The sequence below is a fragment of the Streptomyces sp. DG2A-72 genome (assembly GCF_030499575.1).
In the GTDB taxonomy this organism is placed as follows: domain Bacteria; phylum Actinomycetota; class Actinomycetes; order Streptomycetales; family Streptomycetaceae; genus Streptomyces.
On record NZ_JASTLC010000001.1, the window covers coordinates 38,379 to 63,735 of the forward strand.

The following is a 25,357-nucleotide window of genomic DNA, read 5'->3' on the forward strand; positions in this document are numbered from 1 at the left end:
CGCTCCGGGTCAGGGACGAGACGGTGCTTGGTCAGCCCTTGCTCACGCTTGGCAGGCACGGGGTGCGGGACGCGCTCGGCGAGGTAGCCGTAGGGTGGTTGCCGATATTCCAGCCCTGCTCGATGTGCTGGATGAAGCCGTCCCAGGACAGCTCCAGCATCTGCAGGACGTACCACTCCGAGACGGCCTGTTTGACACGCCGGGTGAGGGTCGGGGTGGCCCGTCTGGCCCGCGCGTCGGTGAGGATCGGCTCGTCAGCCGCGCACAATGCGACGCCGGTCTGTTCCAGCTCGTACTCAATCTTCGTGCCGAAGTAGGTGCGGCGGGCGACACGTTCGATGGACTCACAGATCACGGCGGCGAAACGCCGGTCGGGGGCCTTGGCCTCTTGGAGAAGGTCAGCGATGCCGCCGTCTCGCGGAATGGACATGTTGAAGCGCTCGTGGGCGCGGCTGTGTCCACGAGCATCGAGGTCCTTACGGCCGGATTCGACGTCGTAGAAGTGGGCGACGATCACCCAGCCGGGCGAGAGCGCGGCGCGAGCGTTGCGTAGTTGGCGGGGCAGGGAGAGTGTCGGGTCCTGCGCGTCCTCGGTCGACGTGCGGTCCAGCCAGGCGACCGGCACTGTGGTCTGCGGTGCCGGCCGGTCCAGTTCCAGCGATGACCAGGGCACCACGGCCTTCAGGCGGGGCTGCGCCCCTCACGCACGGCGTTCCAGGCCCGTATGAGATAGGCGAGGTTGCGTTCCTCCGAGCGGCTGCCCGGGCGGATTGCCTCGTCCAGCAATCGCTGACGCAGTGCCAGGATGGGGTGCTGTGACGGCAGTTCGGCGCCGTCGCCCAGGCGGGCGAAGAACCAGTTGGCCGTCGGCTCGTCGATCGGTGCGAACAGGCTGTGTGCCAGGGCGCAGGTGGACGGCGGCAGCTGGCGGAAGCGCTCGTGGACGTACTGGGCGACTTCGACGCTGACACGGATCTCCGGCCGCCTTGCCAGCAGAGCGGCGCATTCGATGGTGGTCGGCGGGGCTCGCGCGAGTTTGCGGTCGCCGCGCTCCCACATCCAGACCCGCCGCAGTACGGCCGCCAGGACCGTCGCGCCTCGTCCGCCCCTCAGTGCGAGGACGTCGCCTGTGGTGCGGCGGGCCCCGGCGTCCATCGTCTCCTGCGCGGCTAGCGCCAGTCCTTCGATCACCAGCATCCGCACCGTCTTCCCGGAGACGACCACGGCCTTCAGGCGGTGCTACCCATCCAGCAGCGTGCCATCGGCGGCGAACTTGATCGTCTCGCCGTTGTCCATCCAGCGGCCGGCGTGCATGTCCCGAGCGTAGGCCGCGACGACACGGGGACGCAGCGACCGGTTGTGAGTGTTGTGCTCGGTCAGCCAGTGCCGCGCCAGGGCGGGAGAGACGTCGACGGGGCCTATCCGCAGATCGTCGACGCAACTACGCGGAGGGATGGGGCTGTTCTCCTTCTTGAGGCTACTGGGCGGTTTCCGGTGGGCAGACGGCCCGTCGCGGTCGGCGAACGCAGATGTCGCGCCGCCGACCGGGCCCGGGCATGAGCGGGGTGAGCCGAAGGACAGGGTCGTGTGCTCCGACGGTGATGAGGGGAGGGCTTTCACACGGCCTGCCCGCGAATGAGGTTCCGGCGGGCAGGCCGACCCGAGCTTCCGCGGGCGGTCCGTCAGCGGCTGTTCGGGGCTTCGGGGGTTAGCAGGCCGCGGTTGTACGCCTCGGCCACGGCAGCGGCGCGGTCGTTGACGGAGAGCTTGGCGTAGATGTTGAGGAGGTGGGATTTGACCGTGGCCTCGCTGATGAAGAGCGTGGCAGCGGCCTGGCGGTTGGACTGGCCGCCGGCGACCAGCTTGATGACCTCCATCTCGCGTTGGCTGAGCAGCCTGGGCGCGGCGGGCTCGGCCGGGGTGCGCACCTGTGTGAGCAAGCGTGAGGCCACTGTGGGCGAGAGCACGGCCCGGCCTTGAGCGGCCTCGCGGACAGCTCGGATCAGCTCGGATCGCGGAGTGTCCTTGAGCAGGTAGCCGGTGGCACCCGCCTCGATGGCCGGACGTACGAAGCTGTCGGTGTCGTAGGTGGTCACGACGAGGATCCGGGAGGGTACTCGGCGTCGGACCAGCTCCGTGATCGCGGTGACACCGTCCATGGTGGGCATGCGGAGGTCCATCAGGATCACGTCAGGGCGCAGCGCCTCGGCCACACGGACCGCTTCGGCGCCGTCGCCGACTTCGGCGACCACTTCGAAGTCGGGGTCGCCGGCGAAGATTCCGCTCAGACCGTCGCGGACCACCGGGTGGTCGTCGGCGATGAGGAGGGTGATCAGGGAGGCGTCGGTCATGGCAGCATCTTCGAAGGCAGTAGGGCCGGGTCGGGGATGGGCAGTGAGGCCGAGATCGCGGTGCCGAGGCCCGGCTCGGACTCGATCTGAAGCGTGCCGGAGAGCGACTCCACACGCTGCCGCATGGCGAGCAGCCCGAAACCGGACCCGCCGCCCTGGCCGGGGGATTCCTGGAGCTGTACGCCGGCCGCGTCGAATCCCCGGCCGTCGTCGCGGACGTCGAGGGCGACCTCGTGGTCGAGATAGGACAGGGTCAGACCGACCCGGCCCGCCCCGGCGTGCTTGGCGATATTGGCGAGTGCCTCCTGAGCGATGCGAAGCAGGACGGTGTCGGCCTCGGCCGACAGGGGACGAGCTGTCCCCGTGGTGGTGAACTGCACCTGAACACTGTTGAAGGTCGACCACCGGTCGGCCACGTCGGCCAGGGCCTCGCTCAGGTGGGCGGCATCCTCCAGCGGGCCGGGGCGCAGGGCGGCCACCGAGCGGCGGGCCTCGGTGAGGCTCAGCCGTGCCAGATCACTCGCCGCGGCCAGATGCCTGCGCCATCGGACCGGGTCGGCCGCGGCGTGCTCGGCGGCCTCCAGTTGGGTGACGATGCCGGTCAGGCCCTGGGCCAGGGTGTCGTGGATCTCGCGGGCCATGCGCTGCCGTTCGTCGAGCACGCCGGCCCGCCTGGCCCTGTCCACCAGTTGTTCGTGCAGACCGGCGTTCTCCGCGTAGCTCTCCTCAAGTCTGCGGTGTGCCTCGCTGAGTTCGTCGAGGGCCATCCTGCGGCGGTTGGACTGCTCGTAGCTGTTCTGGTCCGCCCAGGCGAGACCGCACATGGCCAGGATGTTGAGGGCCAGGATGATCAGGTACGAAATCACGCCGGACGACGTGGTCTTGGGCACGTCGTGGGCCTGGGCGGTGCCCGCCAGTACGGCCGCCGCGGCTACTCCCGGAAGCCGCCACGGCCACGGCAGCACGATGAAGGCGTAGGGGAAGCAGACGACCGCGAAGATTCCGAACCATGCGGTCTGGAAGGTCAGAACCCCCGTGATCGCGATCAGTCCGACGTAGAACACCGCCATGATCGCCGGCCGTCCCGTCCACTCGGGATGGAGGGTGATCATCAGCAGCAGCCAGAGCGCGGCCAGGGCACACAGGACCAGGTCGATGACCAGGTCATGCAGGGGTGGACGGTCCTCGAACACCAGGACGAGGGTAAGGGCGGCGAGCATGAGGTAGGGCACGACGGTCAGCAGCGGAGGCCACCAGGGATCCCGCACATACCGCCGCGTGGAGCGCTGGGCCGGGCGGCTGTTCAACATCGCGCTCCTTTCAGGCCTGCGCCGCTCTGCGACGGCGAACCTGCCAGCGGGGACTATCAATCCGGCACGGGTGATCAACGGGAAGCAAAGTACGAGCGCACACGCTTGCCGTTGGCGAGGACGGCGATTCGCAGCAGCAGCAGACCGCACACGGCCTGCTCGACCTTCAGCCATGTCGGGAAGGTGCCGTGCACGCTGATGATCACTGCGATAGCCACGATCATGACGATGGAGACGATCCGCAGGCGCAGCAAGCCCTTCGCGTTGCCGCGGGCGGCGAAGGAGTACGTCAGCACGGCGCTGGCGGTGACGATGATGCCACGTGTCCAGGCCGCGTCGTTCACCAGGTTGTGGTGGTCGCGGAGCAGGTAGAGGGCGACCAGCGTGACCACGCAGAGCCCCAGGTAGTAACCGACCACGGACTTGATCTTGCTGAGCGCCGCCCGGGCGTCGGGGTCGGCCACTATGGGGGCCCGGTTCTTGGTGTTGTTCATGGTGGGTCGGACCTTTCTTCTCGTCTCACGTCTGTTCTGCATTTCCGTCTGTTCGACGCTTGATAATCAGCATGGCGCCAGAAGATCGCCGCGGGCATCGACCAGTCGGTCACACACTGGTCCGTACCGGCGCATCCCTCGAACCCACCGATTGATGGAGCGAACCCACCGATCGGTTGATTGACACGGACGCCAGGAATTGTTGGTCGATATCGAAAAGGACGGGGCCGGCCCCATGAATTGAGGCCGGCCCCGTCCCTGCGGGCACGATCCTCATACAGTGCTCGACCGATGATTATTCGGCCACGTAGGTGGTCCGGGCCCAAGCGAACACGTGGAGCAGGCCCAGGGGATGCCGCATGGTGTCGGCGGTGGGATGGAAATGCTCGTAGCGGTTTCCGCACAAGATCTTCACCGGCTGGTGCAGGTCTTGCACGTATCGGATGTACTCCCCTGGGGGCAGCTCTCCGTTCTTCCGATCAACAGGGCGTTCGGCTGTGCGTCCATGGCCATGCAGGGTCCTCCGGACTCGGGCTGATACTCGCTACTCGGATACCAACGGCTCGTCAGAGCGCGGAGAACCCTGTCTCCTGCTCCTGCTCTTTGCCCTGCGCGGCAGCCCGCTTTTCCAGCTCACGGGCGACCCTCATCCAGGTCTCGGCGTAATGGCGCGCCAGGCAGCTGACCAGCTCCTCGCAGTGTGAGGGCACCGCGTCGGCGAAGTCGGAGCGCACGGCGGCCGCGTTCTGCTGAAGTACCCGCAGCAGCGACCGCCCTCCTCGTTCAATCGCAGAGAGGGGTCGCGGAGCAGCTTCTTCAGCGTCGCGACCGGGTCCGGCCTCGACGCCACGGCGCCTCCCTTTCCGCCCGCTGCTCCAGCCGGTTCCCGGAGCAGCTGCGGGGAACTTAAGAGGTCACGGGCGGCGAACGAACGAGGGCTGGAGCCGCCGCGAGCGGTCCGGGCCGGCTCGGGAGCCGGTGGCTGACCCCGTTCCAGGCGTCGGCGCACATCGCGACGGTGCCCGGCGCGACTCCGGCGATGCGCGCCACCTCGCGCAGCGAGGCCTGCGGGTTGCTGGCGATCACCTCAGCGGCTCGGCGACGCCCTTCGGCGGCACAAACCGGTCTGAGACGTCCGTCGCGGCCCAGCCTGGCCTTCACCTCAGGCAGAGAACCACTCAGAGTGCACCACAGGGCGGCCACGGCCTTGTTGCCAAGGCCCGCGGTTCGGGCGATAGCGCGGTCGGACAGCTGTGGATGCGAGATCATGATCCGCTTGGCGGCGGCCTGGCGGTCCGCCAGAGACAGCGGCAGGCCGTGCACGACGTTGAGCTCGACGGCCCGCAGGAAAGCGTCATCGGGGGAGCCCTCGAAGTACTCGACTTCGATGGTGGCCTGACCTCGCAGCATCGCGGCCGAAAGGCGGTGCATCCCGTCAACCACATGCATGTCGCGGCGGACGAGGATCGGCGGCATCGGAACCACGGTCTCGGCGAGCCGGGCCACATGCTCCCGGTCAAGGCCGGCCGTGCGGGGCGAGTCCGCGGGTCTGAGCAGCGCCACCGGCACGACGGCGGACTCCGCCGCTTCGTCGGTACCTGATCTCTTCGTCAGGACAAGGCGATATCTCGGTTACTCATGTGCGCTCCCACTGGTTAGAACAATCGCTGCCCAACCCGGGATGAGGGCGTCATCGGGATGGGGTACCGGGCATGCGGCGTCTCGGCGTCTGGACGGGGGCCAAGGGGCGGGCGCACGGTGGCGCGTTGCCGGGCAACGACAGCAGCGGCCGGATCTACAGGGCTTCCGTTCGGATCCGGGGCTGCGCTGGGTGGGGGTTCTGCGGCGCGGGAGCACTGTCGCAACGCCTCCGTGGGGGGGATGATCGGGAAATCGCTACCAACCGGGACAAGCGTCGCCACGTACCGAGCTGACCGCCCTCTGAGCCGGGCGCAACACAGCTCGCCTTCGGCTGCTCCCGGTACGGACCGGGAGCGGCTCGCTCGGACGCGGTCGATTTATGGCAGGAAAGGCCGCAGGTGGGGGGCGTCGGACGCGGCGGTCGCATGTGACGGTCCAGCAGCGCGACGATCCGCTCCATCTCGTCGACGAGGTAGAAGTGCCCGCCGGGGAACACCTCCTTGTCGAAGGAGCCGGTGGTGTGCTCACGCCACTCCCCCGCCTCCTCCACCGTCACCTGGGGGTCGTCGTCCCCGGTCAACACGGAGATGGGACAGCCGACAACGTCCTCGGGCGCGGCCCGGTAGGTCTCCACCGCTCGATAGTCGGCACGGAGCGAGGGCAGCGCGGCACGCATCAGCTCGGGGTCCTCGAGAACCACCGCAGAGGAGCCAATCAGCCGCCGGATCTCCTCGACGATCGCATCGTCGGGGCGGAGGTGGACGGCATCCCCCTCCTCGCGGACGGCGGGCCGCGGCGGCCGGAGACGATCAGCCGAGCGGGGCGCACTCCGTCCGCTTCGCACAACCGCGCGACCTCGAAGGCAACGGGGGTGCGCTGTGACTCCCGTGGACGTGGCAGATCTCCCGCCCGGATGGCGCATGGAGAAGATCGGAGACCTGTTCGACTCCTGGGGGGCCTGACTCCTTCGAAATCCAACTCTAGTGGCTCGTCTCGCATCGTTGGCCGGGTAATCGACGCGCCGCCCGACGGTCAGCAGACTGCCTCCAGGACCTGATCTTGGAGGTGGTCGTGGGACGTCGACCGAGTGTGTTTGTCCGGCCGGTCAGCGTGGAGGAAGGCCGCAAGCTGCAGCGGATCAGCCGGACCGCGAAGGATCCGGTCCGGCTGCGGAGGGCGATCGTGGTACTGATATCCGCCCAGGGCCAGACCGTCAATGACATCACCTCGCTGATGCAGGTCGGCGAGGACTACGTCCGCGACGTGATCCACGCCTTCAACGAGCGGGGGTTCGCCGCGCTGGACCCAAAATGGAACGGGGGACGCCGACCAGCGATCAGTAAACGGGTGCGCGAGCACATCTGCCTGATCGCCCGGACGTCCCCCACCGACTGGGGCATCACCGGATTCGCCACATGGAGCCTGTCCAAACTCGCCGCCCGCCTGGCCGAACGGCACGTGGTCCCACGGATCAGCCGGGAGACCCTGCGCCGCATCCTGCACGAGGCCAAGGTCTCCTGACAGACCACGACCACCTGGAAAGCCTCCACAGACCCGGACTTCCTCGCCAAGATGCAACGGGTCCTGGCCATGTACGACGGCCCGCCGGCCGACGGGCGGGTGATATGCGTCGACGAGTTCGGCCCGCTCAACCTCCAGCCGCGCAAGGGCAAAGCCTGGCACCCCACGGGCAGGCCCCGCCGGCTGCGGGCCACCTACAACCGGTACAGCGGCGTGATGCACATGCTCGCCGCCCTGGACCTGGCCACCTGAAAGCTCTACGACCGGATCCGCAAGCGCAAGCGGTGGCGCGAGTTCCTCGGCCTGCTCAAGGCGAGAGCGTTGGCCTGGGGAGAAGCTGTACATCGTCCTGGACAACTTCTCCCCGCACCGCCACGCCGATGCCCGCACCTGGACAGCAGACAACGACGTCGAGCTGGTCTTTCTGCCGACCTACGCCTCCTGGCTGAACTGGATCGAGTCCGAGTTCGCGGCCCTGCGCTACTTCGCGCTCAACGGCACCTACTACCGCACTCACGATGAGCAGAACGCCGCCATCGCCGCCTACATCCACTGGAGAAACCGTCGCGCCGAGCCGAAGACCCGCTTCGCACCCGAGTCACCGATCCGGCAGTGGACCGATCATCCGGCCAAGGCTGCGCGACAATCCACTAGAACGCGTTGACGCCCGTCAACTCGGCGGAGACGGACCACAAGCGGGCGGCATGCGCGGGGTCAATCGCGTAGTCGCGTATGCCCACCCAGGAGTCGTCACCGGGCAGGGCGGGCTCGGCGATGTCGCAGTCCTCGCAATAGACGCCGCCCATGCCGTCCAGTAGTTCGGAGGTCGCCGCCCATACCTGGGTTGCCGCGCCCTGCTCGGGGGTCTTGAAGGTATCGCTTACGTTGCCCTTCTCGTCGATCCAGCCGCGCTCGATCCTCTCTTCCCGGGATGTGTGGCGGACCAGTTCGGTCAGGATCTGACCGGGATGCAGCGCGAACGCCCGCACCCTGGACTCCCGGCCCAGCGCGTCCAGGTGGACGGCGAACAGCACGTTCGCGGTCTTCGCCTGGCCGTAGGCCGCCCACTTGTCGTACGGACCGTGCTGGAAGTGGATGTCGTCCCACCGGATATCCGACAGGTGGTGCCCCCGGGAAGACACGGAGACGACCCGGGCTCCACCCCGCGCGATAGGCGCCCATAGGCGGTTGACGAGCGCAAAGTGGCCAAGGTGGTTGGTGGCGAACTGCGCCTCCCAGCCCGCCTGGCCGACCCGGGTCTCGGGACAGGCCATGATCCCGGCGTTGTTGACGACGATGTCGATATCCCGGCCGGAAGCGAGGAAACGGTCGGCGAAGTCCCGGACGCTGTCCAAGTCAGCGAGGTCCAGTTGGTCCACCTCGGCCCCGTCGATGCTGCCGACCGCTTTCTCCGCGACCTCCCGTCGGCGGGCCGGGACGACGACCCGTGCCCCGGCGCGGGTGAGCGCGCGGGTGGTCTCCAGGCCGAGGCCCACGTAGCCACCGGTGACGACGGCGAGCTTGCCGGTCAGGTCGGTGCCGCGCAGGACGTCGTCCCTGGTGCTCCTGGCGCCGAAGCCAGTTCCGATCTTGTGTTGGGGCGTGGGTGCGTACGTCATGTCCCCGGACGCTACGGCTTGGAGGGCGCTCTATCGCAAGGCGTGGCAGCGGCTACGCCTGGAAGCCAGTCCTCGACGCAAGCCGGCTCAGAGCAGATCCTGAGCAGTCTGCTGACTGCCGACCAACACGTCGATTTGCCCGGCCAAGGATGCGAGCCGAGCCACTAGAACGCCCGGAGCGTGCTCGTGGCGCGCCTGGCGTTCCTGAGCCCGCTTCTTGACCCGGGACATCTTCCTGATCCATAACCTCGCCTCTTGCCACTCACTGTCGGTTAGCCAGTCACCAGCGGTTTCCACCGCTGAGGCCAGCTCTTCCGTCAACTTCCGCTGCTCGTCAGCAGAGAGATGGAAACGCTGGTCGAGGCGCTGAAGGATGCTCCTGGCCTGGACCACGGCCGCGCGGCGTGCTCGCCGCTCTTTCCGGGCGCTGTTCGGCTCCTTCTTCGGCTCCTCCTTCTTCGGCGCCTTCTGGGACCTGGGTGTTTCCTGCGGCTTGGAGCGTTTGCGCTTGGGGCGCGGCGGCGGGGGCAGGGTGAGGGGAGTGAGCACGGTCCGGCCCGAGCCGGCTGCGAGAAGGCCGTCTTGCTCCCGGAGTGAGGCGCGGGCTGCGGCCAGGACGCGCTGCTCGGAGGCGCTGGCACCGCGGCGGGTAAAGCGAGGTGGCTGTGGGCAGCTGGGAGCGCACGTCGAAGGCGCGCTTCTCGGTGACCGCCTGGTCGAGTTCGGCGAACACGCGCTGCTGGTAGTCCTCATGGCCGGTCAGCCACGTCCGGGCCTCCTCCACGGCCTGCTCGGCTTCGGCGCGTGCTGCTCCATCGAGGCTGTCGAGGAACGGGCCGCTGCCGGCGCACAGGCGCCGCACGTGCTCGACAGTGCCAGAGCGCTGCGCTGCCTCCAAGCCGCGCACGAACCGGATGACGCTCTGCGGCAGTTCCCCGGAGCGGCGTCCGGCCTCGGTCGCCGTGCGGTCGGGAACAGCGGGACGTTCACGCAGAATCTGCGCGGCGGGCGGGGTGATCAGGCCGTCGTCGGTCCAGGCGCAGTCGCTGAGGGGGACCCACTCGGTGGGACGGGCCAGGCTCTGGGTGCCGATCCAGACCCGGCGGTCGGCGCCGTCGCTCTCGCACCGTACCCGGTACACGTACGGGCAGCTCGACAGCACGCTCAGATCAGGCACCACGCCGGGGCCCAGGACGACCGTGCGGCCGCCTGCCCAGTCCGGCGATACCGAGCCGTCCATGTGGACCCTCAAGGAGAGGCCATCTTCGAGGTCCACGTCCAGTAGCGAGCCGATCGGCTGTGGGAAGGCGAACCGGCCGGCCCGGTCGTGCTCCAGCAGCGACTCGGACATCGCCGACTTCACATTCCCTGTCAAGTCATTGTGTTCAGAGTTTCACCCGACCGATGAAGGTGGACGGGACCCCACAGGAAGCCCGAGGGCTCAGGGCCGTCCGAGCGCGCGATAGGTCCAGCCAGCTCGTTGCCTGGCGTCGGGGTCGAGCGTGCTGCGTCACGCGGAGTCGCGGAGTCGATGCTCGGCGGGCCAGTCGGCGCGGGGTCGGCGCCGCGCCGAGCCTCAGGCTGGGGCGGCCGGACGGGGTGAAGCCGCTATCGAGCGGGCCCGGTCGTGGACGGCGCGGGCGTGGGGGAAGTCGTCCAGCGCGTGCTGCCAGTCCGCGCAGGCTTCATCAAGGCGGCCGATCTCCAGCTTCCGCTCGGCGAGCAGCGCGAGGTGGCGCACCCTGCCGCGCCGGTAGACGGAGTGGCGTAGCTGGTTGGCGTCCTCCAGCGCGGTGACCGCGGCCTGCTTGTCGCTGCTGTTTCCGCTTAGGCGATGCGTCCCGGAGACTGACGCCGGACGTGCGTGTCCTCAGGCCGGTGCGGAAGTCGTCGGGTGTCAACCGGGCGCATTGACGGGGCGCCCGGCATAAACACTGTCGTGGCCTTCAGCACGGCTTGCGTGCTTGGCTGCGAAGTCCTGCTTAGTGGTCTGTTCCGGAAGTCCTTCGGGGGTTGACCTCGGAGTCTGTGTTGTGCATGTCGTCTACACCGGGCCTACTGCAGATCGAGCAGCATGGTGTCGGCATGGTCGCGGCTCTCGACCACCCGGTAGCCCTCCGCGTAGTAGAGCGCGGCAGCAGGATTAGCGCGTTCCACGCTGAGGCTGATGTACTCCAAGCCGTGCTGTCGGGCGGTGTCGGCCAGCGCCCGCAGCAGCGCACGACCCACACCGCGCCCCCTCCAATCAGCCACAACGCCGATCGCCAGCTCGGGGATGTCGGCATGGACGAAGCCGTAGGCCGGCTCAGCCTCGGTGAAGAACCTCAGCCATGCCGCACCGACGGCGCGCCCGTCGACCTCGACGGCCACCACACCGAGGTCGGTAGCACGCGGCCACCCGTTGACGTAGCGCGCAACCTCCGGGGCGGCCAACGTGTCCGCTCGGCTCCGCCCCGGGTGACTGGGCGTGTTCGCCGCCTCAACGAGCATGTCCTGCAGGAACGATGCGTCAGCAGTCATCGCCGCGCGGATCACGAAATCATTCATGGCCTCGAGTGTTGGAGTCGCATGAGGTCCACTGCAACTGAGTAAACGTTGAAAACCACCGCTGACCGATCAGGCTGCCGCACCGTGATCAATCCTCAGCACTCACCAGTGCTACGCAGTGCTACATGTCAGGTGACGGCAGCTATACGAGAACTGGGCCGTCTGGTCAGATGCCGGGGGCGGTGAGGTGGACCCCGCAGGAGCAGTCGAGGGCGTCTTCGGGGCTGCCGGCAAGGCCGCCGGTGGGCAGCAGGGAGTCTTCGTAGCGGTCGCTGCTGGCGTAGTAGAGGGCGAGTGTGCTCCACGCAGATCCGGCGGGAGGACTGGCGGCGCCGCTGCTCGCGTCAGGCGTGGTGCTCGCCCAGCGGCGCATCGTCCTTCGGCTTCCTCGGCGGGGCGCTGACCTGGGCAGGGAACTCGTTGGCCAGACCCCGGTAGCCCTCGTCGACCTCGGCCCTCACCGTCGGGTGCCAGCGGAACTGCTCGGCGATGCCCTCGGTACGCACGGCGGTCTGGTCGTGCATCCGGCCCGGCCTGACCGCCCCGCTGAACAGGGTCCGCCCCTGGCCGTCGCTGAACGTGGTGGTCTTGATGGTGTTCTGCTTCTTCTTGCCGTATACGAACGCCTTGCGGCCGGGACGGCCTGCGCGCGGGCGGCGGACCTGCACCTCGGTTCCGTCGATCCTCAGCTCAACGCCTTCTGCGTCGGCGTAGGCGAACAGGTCCTCCAGCGTGCGCAGCCGCATCCCTGGACGGTCGGGGATGGCGAAGCCGCGAGCGGCCAGCAGCGAACGGACCTCGCGGATCGTTCCGGATACGGTGGAGCGGTCCACCCCGTACAGCTCGGCCAGCGCCGCGTGCGGCAGTCCCAGCCGTAGGTGGACCAGCGTGGCCAAGAGCCGGTCGGTGAATACCAGGCGCTGCTTGGGCCCCGCGCCAGCGGCCCGCCGCCGGTTACCGCCGCGGCGCTCGTGGAGCGCCGACTCCCGGGCCGCTTCCCACTTCGGAGCGAGTTCTTCGAGCAACTCGCCGAAGTGTGCGCGGGAGATGCCGGACAGGGCACGATGGGAACAGGCCGCACGGGCCTAGGCTTGTGTCACAACTTGCCCAACCCGTGCGGCCCTTCTCACGTCACAGCCCGGCACGAGGCGCGATACTCCACCAGTGAAATCGATCTACCGCAGTACGACGGGCCAGGAGCTCATCCGACGCTGGTGCCTCGACCAGCTCGCCGCATGGCCGGTGCCGCACGAACGGAAGACGGTGACCGCCAAGGGCACACCGACTCACGTGGTCCTCGCCGGCTCTGGCACGACGACGGTCGTGTTCGTCCCGGGCACCAACTTCAACGCCGCTGCGTCCCTGCCGCTGGCCACGGCCCTGGTCGCCACCGGCTACCGGGTCCTGCTGATGGACGTCCCCGGCCAGCCCGGTCTCAGTTCTGGCGAACGTGGTCTCTCCGGCGGCCGGTTGTCCTGGTATGGGGCGTGGCTGAGCGAGGTGATCAAGAAGATCTCGTCGTGGGCTGCCATTTTGTTCGCTCCGACGCTCGTCGGCACCATCTACGGGATGAACTTCGCGCACATGCCGGAGTTGCGCTGGGTGTTCGAATACCCCTTCGCGATCGTCCTGATGGCGGTTGTTTGCACCAGTTTGTACGTCATCTTCAAGCGGCGGGACTGGCTCTGAGTAATCGACTCGCGAGTGCTGGCCTACCGGGCTCAGCGGCGCGAACATGGCTGCCACAGGCACCGTTCAGACCGCTGGGGAGAATCTGGGGAGATTGAAACGCGCCCCGCTTCGGCCGGCCTTCCCCATCGCGAGCACGACGCCTTGATCATTCCTTCCGCCCCATTGCCTACCAGGAGCGCTGGCCGACACGGAGAGTGAGCAACCGGCTGGGCAACGAAACGCCGAGGAGGGGCGCAGCAGTGCTGCGCCCCTCCTGTTCCCACTCCATGGGGAATCGTTTCTTCTATGCGGCTGCGGAAGGCCGGTCGAGCAGGGTGTCGATGGCACCGCCCCCCTTCCCGCCGGCCTCGGGCATGAAGTGGGCGTAGAAGTCCAAGGTGATGGTCGGGCTGGAATGCCCGAGCCACCGCGCAAGGGTGACGACCGATTCTCCCGCTTCGAGGATGACCGAGGCGTACGTGTGCCTCAGCACATGGAAGCCGTCTTTGCGGGACGCCTTCCAGCGCTCGCCCTGCTTCCGCATGGGGATCACACCGGCCGCGGCCAGAGCGGGCTTCCACACGTCGACGTTGAAGATATTCGCCCGGATGGCGTTGCCGTACGTCGTGGTCAGGATGAGCGGGAACTTCTCCCTCTCGCGATCGGGCTCCGGACCGCCCCACGGCAGTTCCACCTCGACTGCGGGGTACTCCATGAAGTACTCGGCTACTGAGGTTTTCGGATTGGGGTGACGGTGATCTCGGTGGCGGGTGTATCCCGGTGTCATGCGGTATCCCGATGGGGGTGGCCTGACCGCGAAGCAGCGGGCCCGGCGAGAGCAAGTGCGGTTCGAGGCCGCCGAGTTATTCACACGCAAGGGGTGGCACCGCCGCAGGTCGCGCTGCGGTTACGGGTCTCGCGCAACTCCGCCTATGCCTGGCATGCCCGCTGGCGGGACGGCGGTGTGGAGGCACTGCGGAGCAAGGGGCCGTCCGGGTGTCCGTCACGGATGAAGCCCGAGTGGCGTTCATGGCTGGCGGCGGAGCTGGAGAAGGGACCGGCCGCGCACGGCTGGACGGAGGACCAGCGTTGGACCCTGGCCCGGGTGGCCACCGTGATCGCCCGGCGCTTCCACGTGCGCTTCAGCCCGGCCCAGACCTGGCGCATCCTGCGCCAGATGGGCTTCACGGTGCAGGCGCCGGTGCGGCCGGCCGCCGAGCGCGACGAGGAGGCCGTGGCCACGTGGATCAAGGAGACGTGGCCGCGGGTGGAAAGACGGTGAGGGACCGGGACGCCTGGCTGTGTTTCGTGGACGAAGGGCAGCTGCTGCGGCCGCCGAAGGCGTGCACCTGGTCCCGCCGCGGCCGTCCGCCCCTGGTCAGGGTCCGGGCGGCCGGCTCGGGTCGCATTTCCATGGCAGGCCTGGTCTGCCGCAAATCTCATCAGCGCACCCGGCTGGTCTTCCGGATGCTGGTCCACCATGGCCGCAAGGGTGAGAAGAAGGGCTTTCGGGAGAAGGACTCTGCCTCCTTGCTGGACGCCGCCCACCAGCAGCCCGGCGGCAACATCGTGCTGATCTGGGACAACTACAGCCACCACGTCGACGCCACCATGCGCGAGCTGATCGGGAAGCGGCCGTGGCTGACGGTCTTCCGCTTCCCGACATACACCCCCGACCTCAACCCGGCCGAGGGCACATGGGCGCACCTGAAGAAGAGCCTGGGCAACCTCGCCCCGTGCGGTATCGATGACCTCGCCGGGCTGGTCCGCACCCGCCTCAACGGATGCAGTACCGACCGGACCTATTCGACGGGTTCATCGCCGAGACCGGACTGATCACGCCGCCGCCATGACGTCACCCGAAACGAAAACCTCAGTAGCGCACCAGTTGATCCGTGAAGCCGTTTCCGAAGACCCGGTGGGGATCGAGCCGGTCCAGGATGGAGACGGCTTCGGACCACTGCCCGGCGCCGTACGAAGCGGGCACCGCGGACTCGATGATCTGCTCGTCGGCCCAGGCTGCCGTATCCGTATAGCCCCAGCCCTTGGACCACTCGACGCGCGTGAGCGCGTAACCGCCGTCGAAGGTGCTCATGAGAAAGCGCTCCAGTTCCCGGTAGAACTCGTGGGCTCCGGGGGAGGTCGGCTGGGTCAGTACGTCCACCCACACCACGCAGTCGTACTCCGCATGGTCGGGGTGCGGGCGGATGACGGAGAGCAGTGGCGGGCGGGCGCCGGGCGCCGCGGAGTCGTCGGGCTGGTCGAGGCCGCTGACTCTGATTTCCACCTGCCCGTTGATCGGGAATCTGCCCGCCGCGGCCCAGGCCGCCAGCCGTTGCTGGTAGTAACCGGCGAACTCGGAGACGACGCGCTGGACGTCGGCGCGGCGGGTGAGGATCCCGTACCCGTTGGCGGTCTCACGCAGTGTCGTGGGGCGCAAGTAGAACTGGAGGGTGTGCGAGGGGCCCCACAAGTCCTTCGCGACGGTGGCGGTCAGTCCGGTCGCCGCCACCGTGTACTGCGCGGCGCCGAGAACCGGCGCGAGATGCCAGGAGCCTCCGACGAGCAGCCCGGACAGTCGGGCGACCGGGGTTGGGACGACGTCGCTGAACGGGTAGTTGTACGGGGCGTGCACCGGCCTGGAGGTGGCCGGGCGCTCGGGGCTGAGACTCCACACCTTGAGCCAGGGCCGGTCGGTGAAGGCGAACCAGATCGTCTCCACCCGCCCCGACTCCGCCATGAAATCCGCGAAGGTGTTTCCCCGGGTGGCGAGGGCGCTGCCCGGGGCGGCGAACAGTTCGTCGGCGGTGAGGTCGACGCGGCTCTGGCAGCGCAGCGGGATGTCCTCGCCGGCCTGGATCTCGGCCTCCACGATGAGGCCGCGCCCAAGGTGGGTGGCCAGCGCCTCGCACTCCTCGTCGGCTCCTCGGTGGAAGGTCTTCACGACGTAGGCGTCCTGGGCGGAGTCCCAGACGACGGCGGTGAGGGACAGGACGAGGTTGCTGAGGCTGCCGTAGGTGTGGCCGGGGCGGGCGGACTCGCCGTCCGCGGGGACGCTGGTGCCATGGGCGTCAATGGCCAGTGTGCCGCCCAGGGTCAACTCCCCGGGGGCGGGAGTGTTGGTGACGCCCAGTCCGTGGTCGGCGAGGAAAGCCATGAGCGTTTCGAGGGTCACTCCGGCCTGGGCCCGCACCGCGCCGGGGGCGCCGGGGGGCGGGGTGGTGAGTTCCATGCGCGTCAGGTGCTCGGTGGTGTCCAGCAGGAGGACCTGTGCGTCGGGCTCGGTGGCCGAAGTAAGGGTCAGCGGAGACCAGTTGTGCGACTTGCCCCGGGCACGCAGCCGCCAGCCGTTTGCATGGGCCCAGTTGGCGAGGTCGGCGAGGTCCTGCCCCGTGCGGGGCGCGCAGGCCCACAGCCCGCCGTGGGTGATCTCACCGGACCAGTTGATGTAGGGAGAGAGGTAGGGCACGAGCCCGGCGGGTAGTTCGGGTGCGGCGCTCGGAACGATGGCGGGCGCCGCTGCGGCAGGGGAGGCCCCGGCTATGGCGGCGCCGAGCGGGATGCCTAACGCTCCGGCAGCCGCCGCGGCGCGCAGAACACCACGGCGGGAGAGGACGGAGGGCTCCGAGGGACCCGAGGAGGTGACAGGACGTGAGGAGAACTCCGATTGATCAGACATGACTTAAATGTACGGTGAGCCAGCTTGTCACTGACGCTCGATGACATAACCCGCCGAGAACCGGCACTTGGACATCAAACGGCAAGCCGTACCCGTCCGATCGGTTCGTAGCCGCGCAGTCTGCCTCGTCGCCGCACTGAGTGCGGCGCGTTGGGGGCGGTGAACTTGTCCCGTCTCGCTGTCACGGGAATGGCATTTCTCCGCCGCCAAGCCTCAGCGGGAGCGGCACGGCCTCGACAGGACGAACCCGAAGCTGAGGTCGGGCCGTCCTGCTGAGCAAGGAAACCTGTGTCGTGCCCAGCTGCGGCCGGGCTGGCAGCCCGCTGATGGTCTGCCTGCTACTGAGGTTTTCGACCACGTGGCCACGGCCTCCTCGTCGCGCTCGGCGGCCCGCCGCACCGGCGCCTGCACCGTGAAGCCCATCTGGCGCAGGATGCGCCAGGTCTGGGCCGGGCTGAAGCGCACGTGGAAGCGCCGGGCGATCACGGTGGCCACCCGGGCCAGGGTCCAACGCTGGTCCTCCGTCCAGCCGTGCCGACCTGGCCGACGACCCGTTGGCCCCTCATCCGGACACATTGGAGGTCATCAATGGCCGCCATACCAGTCGTGGGCAGATCAACTACGCCGTCCCCGATGCTCTCCAACTCCAGCGGCCTTCCGCCGTTACCACGCAGACCACGGTGTCCAGCACGGCGACATCGTCGCGATAGCGCTCGATGCATTTCTTCGTGCCAAGGGCTACCCGCCCGAACTCCCCTCTGCTAGGGCTGACGCCTCGTGAGAGGGGCATCCGATCAACTCCTGCTGGGGGACGTCGCTCCCGCCCACCGTCCCTCGGAAACTCGGGCCGAACAACTCTCGCTCCTTGGGGAACCAATACCGGTTCGGCTCCCTGCGGAACTCTGGCGTGCTTGGTTGAGCGACGAGGACGTTGTCGCTCGGTTCGAAGCCAAGCGTAATGCCAGGTCGGCGCACCAATGTGCGCCGTGGCTCGGGGCCGTAAGTTCAACGGGCCACGGATCTTTCCGCGCAGCGAGCCTTCCTGGGCCGTCCCGGCGCGGAACCGTGCCAGCTCATCTGTTCGCCTACCAGCTCGCTCATGGAGTGATAGACCGAACTGGCTGGACCGCTGCCGACGACTCGGTCGTGTGTCATACGTGCGATTTCCACGGCTGTACCAATCCTGCCCATCTACGGCTCGGGACAGCAGCAGAGAACCGCGTGGAGTGGTCGCTGCGCCGGGGCAATCCCCGCAGTCCGCTTGCGGATACACGCGGGGCCGCTGGGCGGACACGAGCCATTGCTGAGGCGATTCGTGCAGGGCTCTGCGCGGGTGAGCTCGCCGAGCAGATTGAGCACCGCATTCAGGCCGCCGAGGAAGCAGGCCACCCACTCACCCTCTGGTGAAGTGCTCGGTGCCGAGGGTGCCCCGGTGCTGGCCTACATGGTCTGTTTCATGCTGTGGGTGTGCACTATCGCCAACGCGGCAGCCTCGGCCAAGGTCTCGGCGACAGGTAGGCCAGTCTGCCGAAGGATGCCGGCGTGGGTCAGGCCCCCGGCGTACGGCACCGCGTGCACGCGGTTGGCGAACGCGGCACGGACGTCATCCAGGGCGTCCCCGATGACCACGATCGGACGGTCTCCGATGATTTCTCGCAGCATCGCCACGTGCTTCGCAAGGGGCTGCTTCTTGCTCCTGGCGGACGGACCCGTCCGTCCGCCGACCCGCAGGAACAGGGAGGCGATGCCCAGTTCTGAGATGTGCCGTGTCAGCCTGTTGTGGGCGCTCAGCGACAGTATGGAATGGCTGCAACCGCTGCGGATCAGTCTTGCGAGCAGCTTGTCGGTTCCGGTCGTGAGCTGGGCCGACGGTCGTCGGGATTGGTAGGTCTCGAAGGCGACGCTCGCGTTCACTCGCTCCCGATCCGTTAGGGCCCGGCAGAGTATGGCAGCGCACAGGGCGGGGGCTGATGTGGCGAAGTGGCGACGGACCGCGTCGAGATCGACCGGTTCAGCGCCCAGAGAGGCCAGGGCTGCGTTCACCGCTCCGACTTGGTGCTGGGCGTCGTCGGCGAGGGTGCCCCTCCATCCCCACACTAAGTGTGGGCGGTTGAAGTTGCGTGGCACAGGAAGTGATTCCTCTCTTGATCTGGCCCGGACATTCAGCGGAACTGGGTGAGCTCACGCCCTGACAGCGTGTGACCGTTCCCGCGTCGACCAGCTGTCAGCACGCCGAGCGTGTCTGCCGACAGGGCTGGGCGGCTGGTGCGGGGTCCGCCGCGTGGTGCATACGGGTCCTCCACAACTGCATAGAGGGCCGGGAGGCCCTTCGCTCCCCGGACCACCGTCCGCTCTGAGTGCCGAGAGGCTCCCGTCCGCCGAGCAGGGAGTCGGGATTTCGGTGACAGGTCCGCGACCCCATGCCCCCGGTAGGGGACGACACCGGGGCTGCCGTGTGCGGCAGTCAGCAGTGCTCGCGGGCACGGACGCCCGGCATCGGCTGCTGAGACTGCTGGCACGAGACACGCAGCGCCTGTCCGGTCAGCGCACGCGGGCAACGCCTCCGTGGATGTCGGTGGGTTCCGGCGAGGTTCCGGGGTCAGGACGCCACAAGGGACACGAGACGATGCCCGGTTCAAGCGTGTCTAGGCCGCCGTAGAAGGCGGTGAGCTGTCCGGGGCTGCGCAGCACGTAGGGAACCGCTCCGGTGTCGTTGTATCCCTGCTGAGCCTTGACGAGGTCCGGGTCGGTGTCGATGCCGTCGTAGTGCACAAAGTAGCTGCCCGGGGACAGCGCTGCCTGGAGGTGGCGGACGATCGCCATGGCTTCTTCATGGTCAGGTATGTGGCCGAGTACGCCCATGAGCATCAGGGCGATGGGCTGGTTGAAGTCGAGGATCGGGCCGGCGGCGTCGAGGATCTTCCGCGGGTCGTGCAGGTCGGCGTCGGCGTGTGCGGTGACGCCCTCGGGTGTGCTGTAGAGCAGGGCCTCTGCGTGAGCCAGAACGATCGGGTCGTTGTCCACGTAGACGACCTTGGCGTCCGGGGCGATTCGCTGGGCGACCTGGTGAGTGTTGTCCTCGGTCGGAAGGCCAGTGCCGACGTCGAGGAACTGACGCACGCCCAGATCGCCTGCGAGTGTGGTCACCGTGCGGATCAGGTACCGGCGCGACTCTTGAGCCATCGTCACCACTTGAGGGGCGATCTGGCTGTAGGCGTCGCCCGCCTCACGGTCGACCTCGTAGTTGTCCTTGCCGCCCAGCCAGTAGTTCCAAATGCGTGCCGAGTGCGGGACGGAAGTGTCGATAGTGCGCACGGTGTTCTCCGGAAAGATCGAATCGGGATGCTGATCCGGCGGAACAGCACCAGGGACAGGAGCGGCCCCTCCCTCGGCAACGAGAAGGCCGGGTGGGACCGGCGAGCAGGGCTGCCCGCGACGGGGGTGACGTTGGGCTCGCTTGCCGAGGTCAGGGGCTGGACTATCAACCGCGGAGGGCAGCCCGACGGACGCCCGGGCGGCGTGTCTCCAAGATCCGGTAGCCCGGTCTAGGCGCGGACATCGCTACCAATTGCGGTGAGACTGCGAACGAGCTGGCTGGTGGCCGGTTCGACTGAGGTGCCTGTAGAGAGAAGCCCAGCAGTGCCGCCATCACGGCATGCCCGATCTCCAGACCGCTCCTGCGGATCAGGAACCACACCACCACCGCCCAGCCCAAGGACAAGGGAAATGCGGAAGCTCACGCAGGTGCGCTTCTGCCGGAAGCGTGTTCCCAAGATGTCGGGACAGACGGCGGCTCGGGACTGCGAAGCGGAGGCAAGCCGGGTGCTTTCCGGACGGCGGGTTGGGATGCCAGCTGCTAAGGCCGCTGGAGTGAGCCGTCGAAATGGGATAATTGTGGGCACGCGGGCATCCCCTCGTGGTGTGCGGGGAGCTCCTGCGTCAGGAGTGGGCGGCCAAGGAGGACAGTTCCCACCTCTGGATTGGCACGTCTATCCTGAACACGGCGCGTGCTGCTACACGCTGCCGGAGCTCCACCAGGGCTGATGTTGGATTCGCGTTCGGGTGGTGCCGTGAGTTGGCTCAGTGATGGCCGTTCCTTCGCCAAAAGGGGCGGCCATTGCGCTCCGTGCGGGGTAGCGCTCATCTGCAGCCGACCGGCATCAACGGTCAGCCGGTGTAAGGATGGTTGAGAAAAGTGGCGGCTGGCCTGGTGCGGCACCGCCAGTTGCATCAGTGGAGCGAGGAGTTGCTGGGCCCCAGCGGTCGGCAACTGGCCGGGCAGCAGGCTGACAAGCCGCCGCCTCGGGTTCCCCCGTCACAAGCCCAGTGCCCCGGTATGTGCACTTGGCAGGGATGCGCAGACCCGCGTCACTACTGCTGCCAGGACCGCCGGCGTTCTCCCCGCTGACGGCGCCCCTTCCCTGCGCCGGCTGGCGCGGATTAAGCCCGTTCATTCGTCCTCCCGGTCATGCCCCGTAAGCGTCGACCCCACCCAACTCGCTACAGGGCACAGTTCAACCACGCGTACGCGAAGGGAGCCCGGCGGCTGGGCCGCACAGTCTCGCGGCATCCCTCCACCCGCAACTGCGCGGCCACTGCAGTGGGTTACACACTCAACGGGTTGCGCACAAAGATTGCAAGATGCAAGGTATGCACTGTCAGCAAGTTGAAGAAAATGCCGGAAGGGGGTTCTGTGGCTCGCGAAAGGTCTGGTAGGACCGTCGCGCACCTCGTTCTCGCCACCCGGCTCAAAATCCTGCGCGAATCCGCAGGGATGTCTCGCGGGGACGCTGCCACCGCCCTCGGAGCCCACGTGGCGACCGTCCGCCGCATCGAGTTGGCTGAGACATCTCTAGATGAGGGTCAGGTCCACACCCTGCTGACGGCGTACGGCGCGAGCGCTGACGAGATCAAGGAGTTCCTCGGGCAGCTCGCGACTGCCAATCTCCCCGGCTGGTGGCATCCTTGGCGTTCTGTCATGGACGCCTGGCAGCTGGACCTGATGAGTGTGGAGTCCGCGGCCCGGATCATCCGCGTGTGGGAGCCAGCGCTCATTCCTGCGCTGCTGCGTACACCGTCCTACGCTCGCGCCGTCGACGACGTCCGTAGACCTGACCTGTCCCCTGCGGACAAGGACCGGCGGACTGAGCTGCTCGTGGAACGCCAGAAGCAGTTGCGTGACCAGCACACGCGCATCTGGGCAGTGATGTCGGCCGCGGCGCTGCATACTTCCGTCGGCGGTGAAGGAGTGATGGCCGAGCAGCGGCAGGCACTGAGAGCAGCCGTCGAGCGCCCTGACGTGACCTTGCAGATTCACCCTCTGGAAGGACCATTCCACGCCATGATCGGCATGCCAACCGTGACCCTGTACCGGGTCGACGTGCCCGAGATCCCCGACCACGTGGTCCGTGAAGGAGGTCTGTCCGGAGCCGCTGAAATCTCAGACGCCCTGCAAGTGGTGATGGCATATCGCGTGCTGCTAGACCACACCAGCGTTATCGCGCCCCATCCTGACAAATCAAAGGAAGCATTAGAATGACCGAACCGACCCGTTTATCCTCGCAGATCGACACGTCCGTCGCTCATAGCGCGCGCGTCTGGAACTACTGGCTGGGTGGCAAGGACCACTATCCCGCAGACCAGGCCGCCGGCGACGCCTACAGCAGCAAGTACCCCAACATCGTCCCGTTCGCAGGGGAGTCCCGGGACTTCCTGCGGCGCACGACCACGTTCCTGGCCAAGGAAGCCGGGATCCGGCAGTTCATCGACCTGGGGGCCGGGCTGCCCACGAGCAACAACACCCACGAGGTCGCACAGCGGATCTCCCCCGACTGCCGAGTGGTCTATTTGGACCACGACCCGATCGTGCTTCTCCACGTCCACGCGCTGCTCACCAGCACTCCCGAGGGCGCTACGGCCTATGTGCAGGCGGACATGCGTGACACGGACGCGGTCTTGACAGGTGGAGCCAAGACGCTGGACATGACTGAGCCGATTGCTCTGGTCATCAGCGATGTGCTGGGCCACATCGTGGACTGGGACGAGGCCCGGGGTCTTGTTCGCCGGCTGGTTGACCGCCTTCCTTCGGGCAGCTACCTGTCGCTGAGCCACTCCACCGCCGCGGACGAGAAACATCAAGCGGTACAGGACGAATACAACAGCTCCGGGGCGATTCCCTACATCTTCCGTGAACCATCGGTGGCCATCGAGCTCTTCGAGGGCACCGAACTAATCGAACCTGGGTTTACGAGTTGGCCGCGCTGGCGCCCAGACGCCAATACCGGCCGACTCACCGACCGCGCGGGCTGGGGCGGGGTGGCGCGGATCTCATGATGACGGGCAGTGAGGGGCACGCGCCTGTCTCTCCCGTGGAGGTGACGCGGTGTCAGGTAGTGCGACGGCTCACCCGTGCAGCGGCCCACTCGGACGCTCAGCTGATTGCTCAGGTGGCCGCCCTGGCCGGGGGTTGGGCCGTCCTTGTCGACCTCATGGGAGGCGTCCTCTGCAGCAGCCCTCACACCGCTGGACCCGAGGGGGTGCGTGCTGCCGCGCACCCCCCGCTCTACCCGCACCTGACGATCCGCAAGATGAACGGTGCCGTCCTCGTCGTCAGCCCCGGCACTGCGCAATCCGCATCCCGCATCGACCTGGTCATGCGGACCACCGTTGATCTCCTCAGAATGCAGGCCCGGGTTCGCAAGGCAGAGGAGACGCACCACGCTGAGCAGCGGCTGCACACGGTCGTGTTGCGTCTCCTACTGAGTGGCCAACCTCATTTGGCCACCGACGTGCTGGGCTGTACCGGAGTCACGCATGCCACGGTGTTCCGGCTAGCCGGGCCGTCAGTACATGCCGCGTATCGGGCTCATTGGAGAGCAATGCAGCCCAGCGCATCCCTCAGTGACCCCGGAATGCTGGTGTGTGTGAATGGCCATGAATTGGTGGTCGTCGCTCTCCACGGCATCGGCGGTGACCGCCACTCGGCACACTCCCTCGTCACGCGCATCGCCGACCGGTATCAGCTGGCCGGTGGTGCTTCGGACTCGTTGCCGCTGGACATGGTCGCTACCGCGTGGGCCGAGGCCGGGAATGCGCGTCACAGCGCAAGGGCCGGCAGCCTGACGTGCGCGACCTTTCTGGGCCCGCGCGGGCTGCTTCGCGCTGTTCCTGCCCGTCGGCTCGTCTCTTGGTCCGCAGCAATCCTCAGACCCCTTGATCGCCAGCAGCACAGGACACTGGAGGCATACCTGCGGTCGGGATCCGCTCAGGCCGCCGCGTCAGTGCTCGACGTGTCCGAAGGCACCGTGCGCATGCGGCTGCGCGTCATCGGTACTTTGCTTGCCACCGAATTGGACAACCCCACCGTGCAGGCCCAGCTGCTGCTGGCGGTGCGGGCGCCGACCGCTGCTAGACAGATCGCCTCGCCTGCACGCCTTGTGCCCGATCCCCCGCTGCCCGCCAGTCTCCTCAGCCCCGAGGATGCCCGCCGCTGGGCGTCGGCCCTGCTCAAACCGCTGGACCGGCCACTGCGGATCGCCCTTCGCTGTTGGCTCCAACACCGTGGCCGCACGGCTCCCGCTGCCTCCGAGCTGGGCCTGAGCCGGAGCACGCTCAGCGACTGGCTGAACAAGTGCGGCAGGGCGCTGTTCCTCGACCTGTCGTCCACCGCAGTACGGGCGGAACTCCACCTAGCCGCCGAGACGATCGCGACTCCCGACGACGCCCCGGCTCTGTTGCCACGGCGGGGAGGCAGAACCTATCGAGGGGCACACTCGCATGATCATCACAAGTCGTGATCACTCGGCGTTGCGCCGAGGTTTAGTGGAGAACTCAGACCGTGGTCCTTGCCCCCCGGCACCAGGGCTCGCTGGAAGGCCGCGCGAACGTCGTCGTCGCTGTCCGCCCGCGGGACGCCTGTGCTTCCCGCCCGGCCTCGCGGCTTGACGACAACGGGATGGCCAAAGCCTTCGACCTGGCCGGGCTGTCCGGCCTCACCCGCACCGGAACCACCGCGGGCACGGTCGCCTACATGCCCCGGGCCCAGCTGATCAGCTTCAAGTACGCCAAGCCCGAAGTCGACGTGTGGGCCACCGCGGCCACGCTCTACGCCATGCTGACTGGCACTACACCGCGCGATTTCGCGCCGTCCGCCGATCCCATCCTCGTAGTCCTCCAGAAACGGCCAGTCCCCATCCGCCAACGAAACCCGTCGCTGCCACGCCGTCTCGCCGAAGTGATCGACGAAGCCCTGATCGACAACCCACGGATCACCGTCACGTCTGCAGACATGTTCAAGCGACCTCTTCAAGAGGCCGTGTCATGACTACCGCCCGCAGGACTACCCCCACCTGCGTGCTCAGCCCGGTCGAGTACGAACACCGCCAGACGCCAGCAGCGTGGCCCGGTCGTTTGAGAATGCCGGCCTCCTGCGATCCAATCGTCCTGGCACCAGCAGGTCAGGGGCTCGCCATCTGGCAGCGCTGCTACGGGACACGCTTGCCCCTCCTGCCCGGCCCCAGGATTC

At 67.7% G+C, this 25,357-nt stretch carries 31 protein-coding genes and 1 pseudogene; 11 read left to right on the forward strand and 21 right to left on the reverse strand.

Translation table 11 applies throughout. From position 1 onward, the window contains the following. Positions 1–31: 31 nt before the first annotated feature. From QQY66_RS00215 to QQY66_RS00260, 10 genes are all read right to left on the reverse strand, one after another. Entirely contained in the window at positions 32–673 is a 642-nt protein-coding gene (locus QQY66_RS00215) for a recombinase family protein (protein WP_301976979.1), read from the reverse strand. A gap of 8 nt (positions 674–681) precedes the next feature. Continuing rightward, positions 682–1,224, reverse strand: a complete 543-nt coding sequence (locus QQY66_RS00220; protein ID WP_301976980.1) for a hypothetical protein — start codon at positions 1,222–1,224, stop codon at positions 682–684. Positions 1,225–1,239: 15 nt separating this feature from the next. Next, positions 1,240–1,620: a hypothetical protein gene (locus QQY66_RS00225; protein WP_301976981.1), complete on the reverse strand. Its 381-nt coding sequence runs from the start codon at positions 1,618–1,620 to the stop codon at positions 1,240–1,242. A 62-nt stretch (positions 1,621–1,682) separates the two neighbouring features. Beyond that, a complete protein-coding gene (locus QQY66_RS00230) occupies positions 1,683–2,351 on the reverse strand; it encodes a response regulator transcription factor (protein WP_301976983.1) in 669 nt (222 codons plus the stop codon). After that, on the reverse strand, positions 2,348–3,661 hold the full coding sequence (locus QQY66_RS00235) for a sensor histidine kinase (protein WP_301976984.1): 1,314 nt from the start codon (positions 3,659–3,661) through the stop codon (positions 2,348–2,350). Before QQY66_RS00235 ends, QQY66_RS00230 begins: the two co-directional genes overlap by 4 nt. Positions 3,662–3,735: 74 nt before the next feature. Beyond that, entirely contained in the window at positions 3,736–4,155 is a 420-nt protein-coding gene (locus tag QQY66_RS00240) for a hypothetical protein (protein ID WP_301976985.1), read from the reverse strand. Between the two features lie 295 nt (positions 4,156–4,450). Continuing rightward, complete coding sequence (locus QQY66_RS00245; protein WP_301976986.1) at positions 4,451–4,591, reverse strand: DUF5988 family protein; 141 nt, start codon at positions 4,589–4,591, stop codon at positions 4,451–4,453. Between the two features lie 130 nt (positions 4,592–4,721). After that, on the reverse strand, positions 4,722–4,889 hold the full coding sequence (locus QQY66_RS00250; RefSeq protein WP_301976987.1) for a hypothetical protein: 168 nt from the start codon (positions 4,887–4,889) through the stop codon (positions 4,722–4,724). Between the two features lie 172 nt (positions 4,890–5,061). Then, positions 5,062–5,724, reverse strand: a complete 663-nt coding sequence (locus QQY66_RS00255; protein ID WP_301976988.1) for a hypothetical protein — start codon at positions 5,722–5,724, stop codon at positions 5,062–5,064. A gap of 226 nt (positions 5,725–5,950) precedes the next feature. Next, positions 5,951–6,640 (reverse strand): thioesterase II family protein, encoded by a 690-nt coding sequence (locus QQY66_RS00260; protein ID WP_301976989.1) that lies wholly within the window; start codon positions 6,638–6,640, stop codon positions 5,951–5,953. Between the two features lie 227 nt (positions 6,641–6,867). On the opposite strand from QQY66_RS00260, the gene QQY66_RS00265 reads away from it, so the two are divergent. From QQY66_RS00265 to QQY66_RS50150, 3 genes are all read left to right on the forward strand, one after another. Next, the gene (locus tag QQY66_RS00265; RefSeq protein ID WP_301976990.1) at positions 6,868–7,317 is read left to right on the forward strand and encodes a helix-turn-helix domain-containing protein; all 450 of its coding nucleotides are present in this window, start codon (positions 6,868–6,870) and stop codon (positions 7,315–7,317) included. A gap of 51 nt (positions 7,318–7,368) precedes the next feature. Next, entirely contained in the window at positions 7,369–7,569 is a 201-nt protein-coding gene (locus QQY66_RS00270; protein ID WP_301976991.1) for a hypothetical protein, read from the forward strand. A gap of 97 nt (positions 7,570–7,666) precedes the next feature. Then, a complete protein-coding gene (locus QQY66_RS50150; protein ID WP_367667069.1) occupies positions 7,667–7,981 on the forward strand; it encodes a transposase in 315 nt (104 codons plus the stop codon). On the opposite strand, the gene QQY66_RS00275 is transcribed toward QQY66_RS50150, so the two are convergent. From QQY66_RS00275 to QQY66_RS00300, 6 genes are all read right to left on the reverse strand, one after another. After that, positions 7,968–8,936, reverse strand: coding sequence for an SDR family NAD(P)-dependent oxidoreductase (locus QQY66_RS00275; RefSeq protein WP_301976992.1), 969 nt, complete (start codon positions 8,934–8,936; stop codon positions 7,968–7,970). The genes QQY66_RS50150 and QQY66_RS00275 overlap by 14 nt on opposite strands. A 334-nt stretch (positions 8,937–9,270) precedes the next feature. After that, positions 9,271–10,311, reverse strand: a complete 1,041-nt coding sequence (locus tag QQY66_RS00280; protein ID WP_301976993.1) for a hypothetical protein — start codon at positions 10,309–10,311, stop codon at positions 9,271–9,273. 201 nt (positions 10,312–10,512) lie between these two features. After that, positions 10,513–10,677, reverse strand: a complete 165-nt coding sequence (locus QQY66_RS00285; RefSeq protein WP_301976994.1) for a hypothetical protein — start codon at positions 10,675–10,677, stop codon at positions 10,513–10,515. A 314-nt stretch (positions 10,678–10,991) separates the two neighbouring features. Further along, the gene (locus tag QQY66_RS00290; RefSeq protein ID WP_187828854.1) at positions 10,992–11,483 is read right to left on the reverse strand and encodes a GNAT family N-acetyltransferase; all 492 of its coding nucleotides are present in this window, start codon (positions 11,481–11,483) and stop codon (positions 10,992–10,994) included. A gap of 166 nt (positions 11,484–11,649) precedes the next feature. Continuing rightward, on the reverse strand, positions 11,650–11,856 hold the full coding sequence (locus QQY66_RS00295; protein WP_301976995.1) for a hypothetical protein: 207 nt from the start codon (positions 11,854–11,856) through the stop codon (positions 11,650–11,652). Continuing rightward, a complete protein-coding gene (locus QQY66_RS00300) occupies positions 11,828–12,508 on the reverse strand; it encodes a transposase family protein (RefSeq protein ID WP_301976996.1) in 681 nt (226 codons plus the stop codon). The genes QQY66_RS00295 and QQY66_RS00300 overlap by 29 nt, the downstream gene beginning before the upstream one ends. A 469-nt stretch (positions 12,509–12,977) precedes the next feature. Here QQY66_RS00300 and QQY66_RS00305 point away from each other — a divergent pair. Beyond that, positions 12,978–13,172 (forward strand): annotated as a pseudogene (locus tag QQY66_RS00305) (CorA family divalent cation transporter); the annotation flags it as partial. A gap of 286 nt (positions 13,173–13,458) precedes the next feature. Here QQY66_RS00305 and QQY66_RS00310 read toward each other — a convergent pair. After that, positions 13,459–13,869: a tyrosine-type recombinase/integrase gene (locus QQY66_RS00310; protein ID WP_367666947.1), complete on the reverse strand. Its 411-nt coding sequence runs from the start codon at positions 13,867–13,869 to the stop codon at positions 13,459–13,461. A gap of 165 nt (positions 13,870–14,034) precedes the next feature. Here QQY66_RS00310 and QQY66_RS00315 point away from each other — a divergent pair, with 165 nt between their 5' ends. Further along, complete coding sequence (locus QQY66_RS00315) at positions 14,035–14,436, forward strand: winged helix-turn-helix domain-containing protein (protein ID WP_301976997.1); 402 nt, start codon at positions 14,035–14,037, stop codon at positions 14,434–14,436. Next, a complete protein-coding gene (locus tag QQY66_RS00320) occupies positions 14,397–14,990 on the forward strand; it encodes a transposase (RefSeq protein WP_301976998.1) in 594 nt (197 codons plus the stop codon). The genes QQY66_RS00315 and QQY66_RS00320 overlap by 40 nt, the downstream gene beginning before the upstream one ends. A 37-nt stretch (positions 14,991–15,027) precedes the next feature. On the opposite strand, the gene QQY66_RS00325 is transcribed toward QQY66_RS00320, so the two are convergent. Continuing rightward, positions 15,028–16,833, reverse strand: coding sequence for a cholesterol oxidase substrate-binding domain-containing protein (locus tag QQY66_RS00325; RefSeq protein WP_301977000.1), 1,806 nt, complete (start codon positions 16,831–16,833; stop codon positions 15,028–15,030). Between the two features lie 213 nt (positions 16,834–17,046). Next, entirely contained in the window at positions 17,047–17,409 is a 363-nt protein-coding gene (locus QQY66_RS50155) for a winged helix-turn-helix domain-containing protein (RefSeq protein WP_367666948.1), read from the reverse strand. A gap of 489 nt (positions 17,410–17,898) precedes the next feature. Here QQY66_RS50155 and QQY66_RS00330 point away from each other — a divergent pair, with 489 nt between their 5' ends. Further along, positions 17,899–18,240 carry an HNH endonuclease gene (locus QQY66_RS00330; protein WP_301977001.1) on the forward strand — a complete coding sequence of 114 codons (342 nt, stop codon included), beginning with the start codon at positions 17,899–17,901 and terminating at the stop codon, positions 18,238–18,240. A gap of 33 nt (positions 18,241–18,273) precedes the next feature. Here the strand turns inward: QQY66_RS00330 and QQY66_RS00335 are convergent, their stop codons facing one another. Together QQY66_RS00335 and QQY66_RS00340 are read right to left on the reverse strand one after the other, a co-directional pair. Then, a complete protein-coding gene (locus QQY66_RS00335) occupies positions 18,274–18,960 on the reverse strand; it encodes an HAD family hydrolase (protein ID WP_367666949.1) in 687 nt (228 codons plus the stop codon). 414 nt (positions 18,961–19,374) lie between these two features. Further along, complete coding sequence (locus QQY66_RS00340; protein ID WP_301977003.1) at positions 19,375–20,148, reverse strand: SAM-dependent methyltransferase; 774 nt, start codon at positions 20,146–20,148, stop codon at positions 19,375–19,377. 1,378 nt (positions 20,149–21,526) lie between these two features. Between QQY66_RS00340 and QQY66_RS00345 the strand changes: the two genes are divergently transcribed. The 4 genes from QQY66_RS00345 to QQY66_RS00360 all read left to right on the forward strand — a co-directional run bounded on the left by QQY66_RS00345 (position 21,527) and on the right by QQY66_RS00360 (position 25,156). Then, entirely contained in the window at positions 21,527–22,372 is an 846-nt protein-coding gene (locus QQY66_RS00345) for a helix-turn-helix transcriptional regulator (protein WP_301987080.1), read from the forward strand. Continuing rightward, positions 22,369–23,166 carry an SAM-dependent methyltransferase gene (locus tag QQY66_RS00350; RefSeq protein ID WP_301977005.1) on the forward strand — a complete coding sequence of 266 codons (798 nt, stop codon included), beginning with the start codon at positions 22,369–22,371 and terminating at the stop codon, positions 23,164–23,166. Before QQY66_RS00345 ends, QQY66_RS00350 begins: the two co-directional genes overlap by 4 nt. 254 nt (positions 23,167–23,420) lie before the next feature. After that, entirely contained in the window at positions 23,421–24,629 is a 1,209-nt protein-coding gene (locus tag QQY66_RS00355; protein WP_301977006.1) for a helix-turn-helix domain-containing protein, read from the forward strand. A 41-nt stretch (positions 24,630–24,670) separates the two neighbouring features. Further along, the gene (locus tag QQY66_RS00360; RefSeq protein WP_301977007.1) at positions 24,671–25,156 is read left to right on the forward strand and encodes a hypothetical protein; all 486 of its coding nucleotides are present in this window, start codon (positions 24,671–24,673) and stop codon (positions 25,154–25,156) included. Positions 25,157–25,357: the final 201 nt, after the last annotated feature.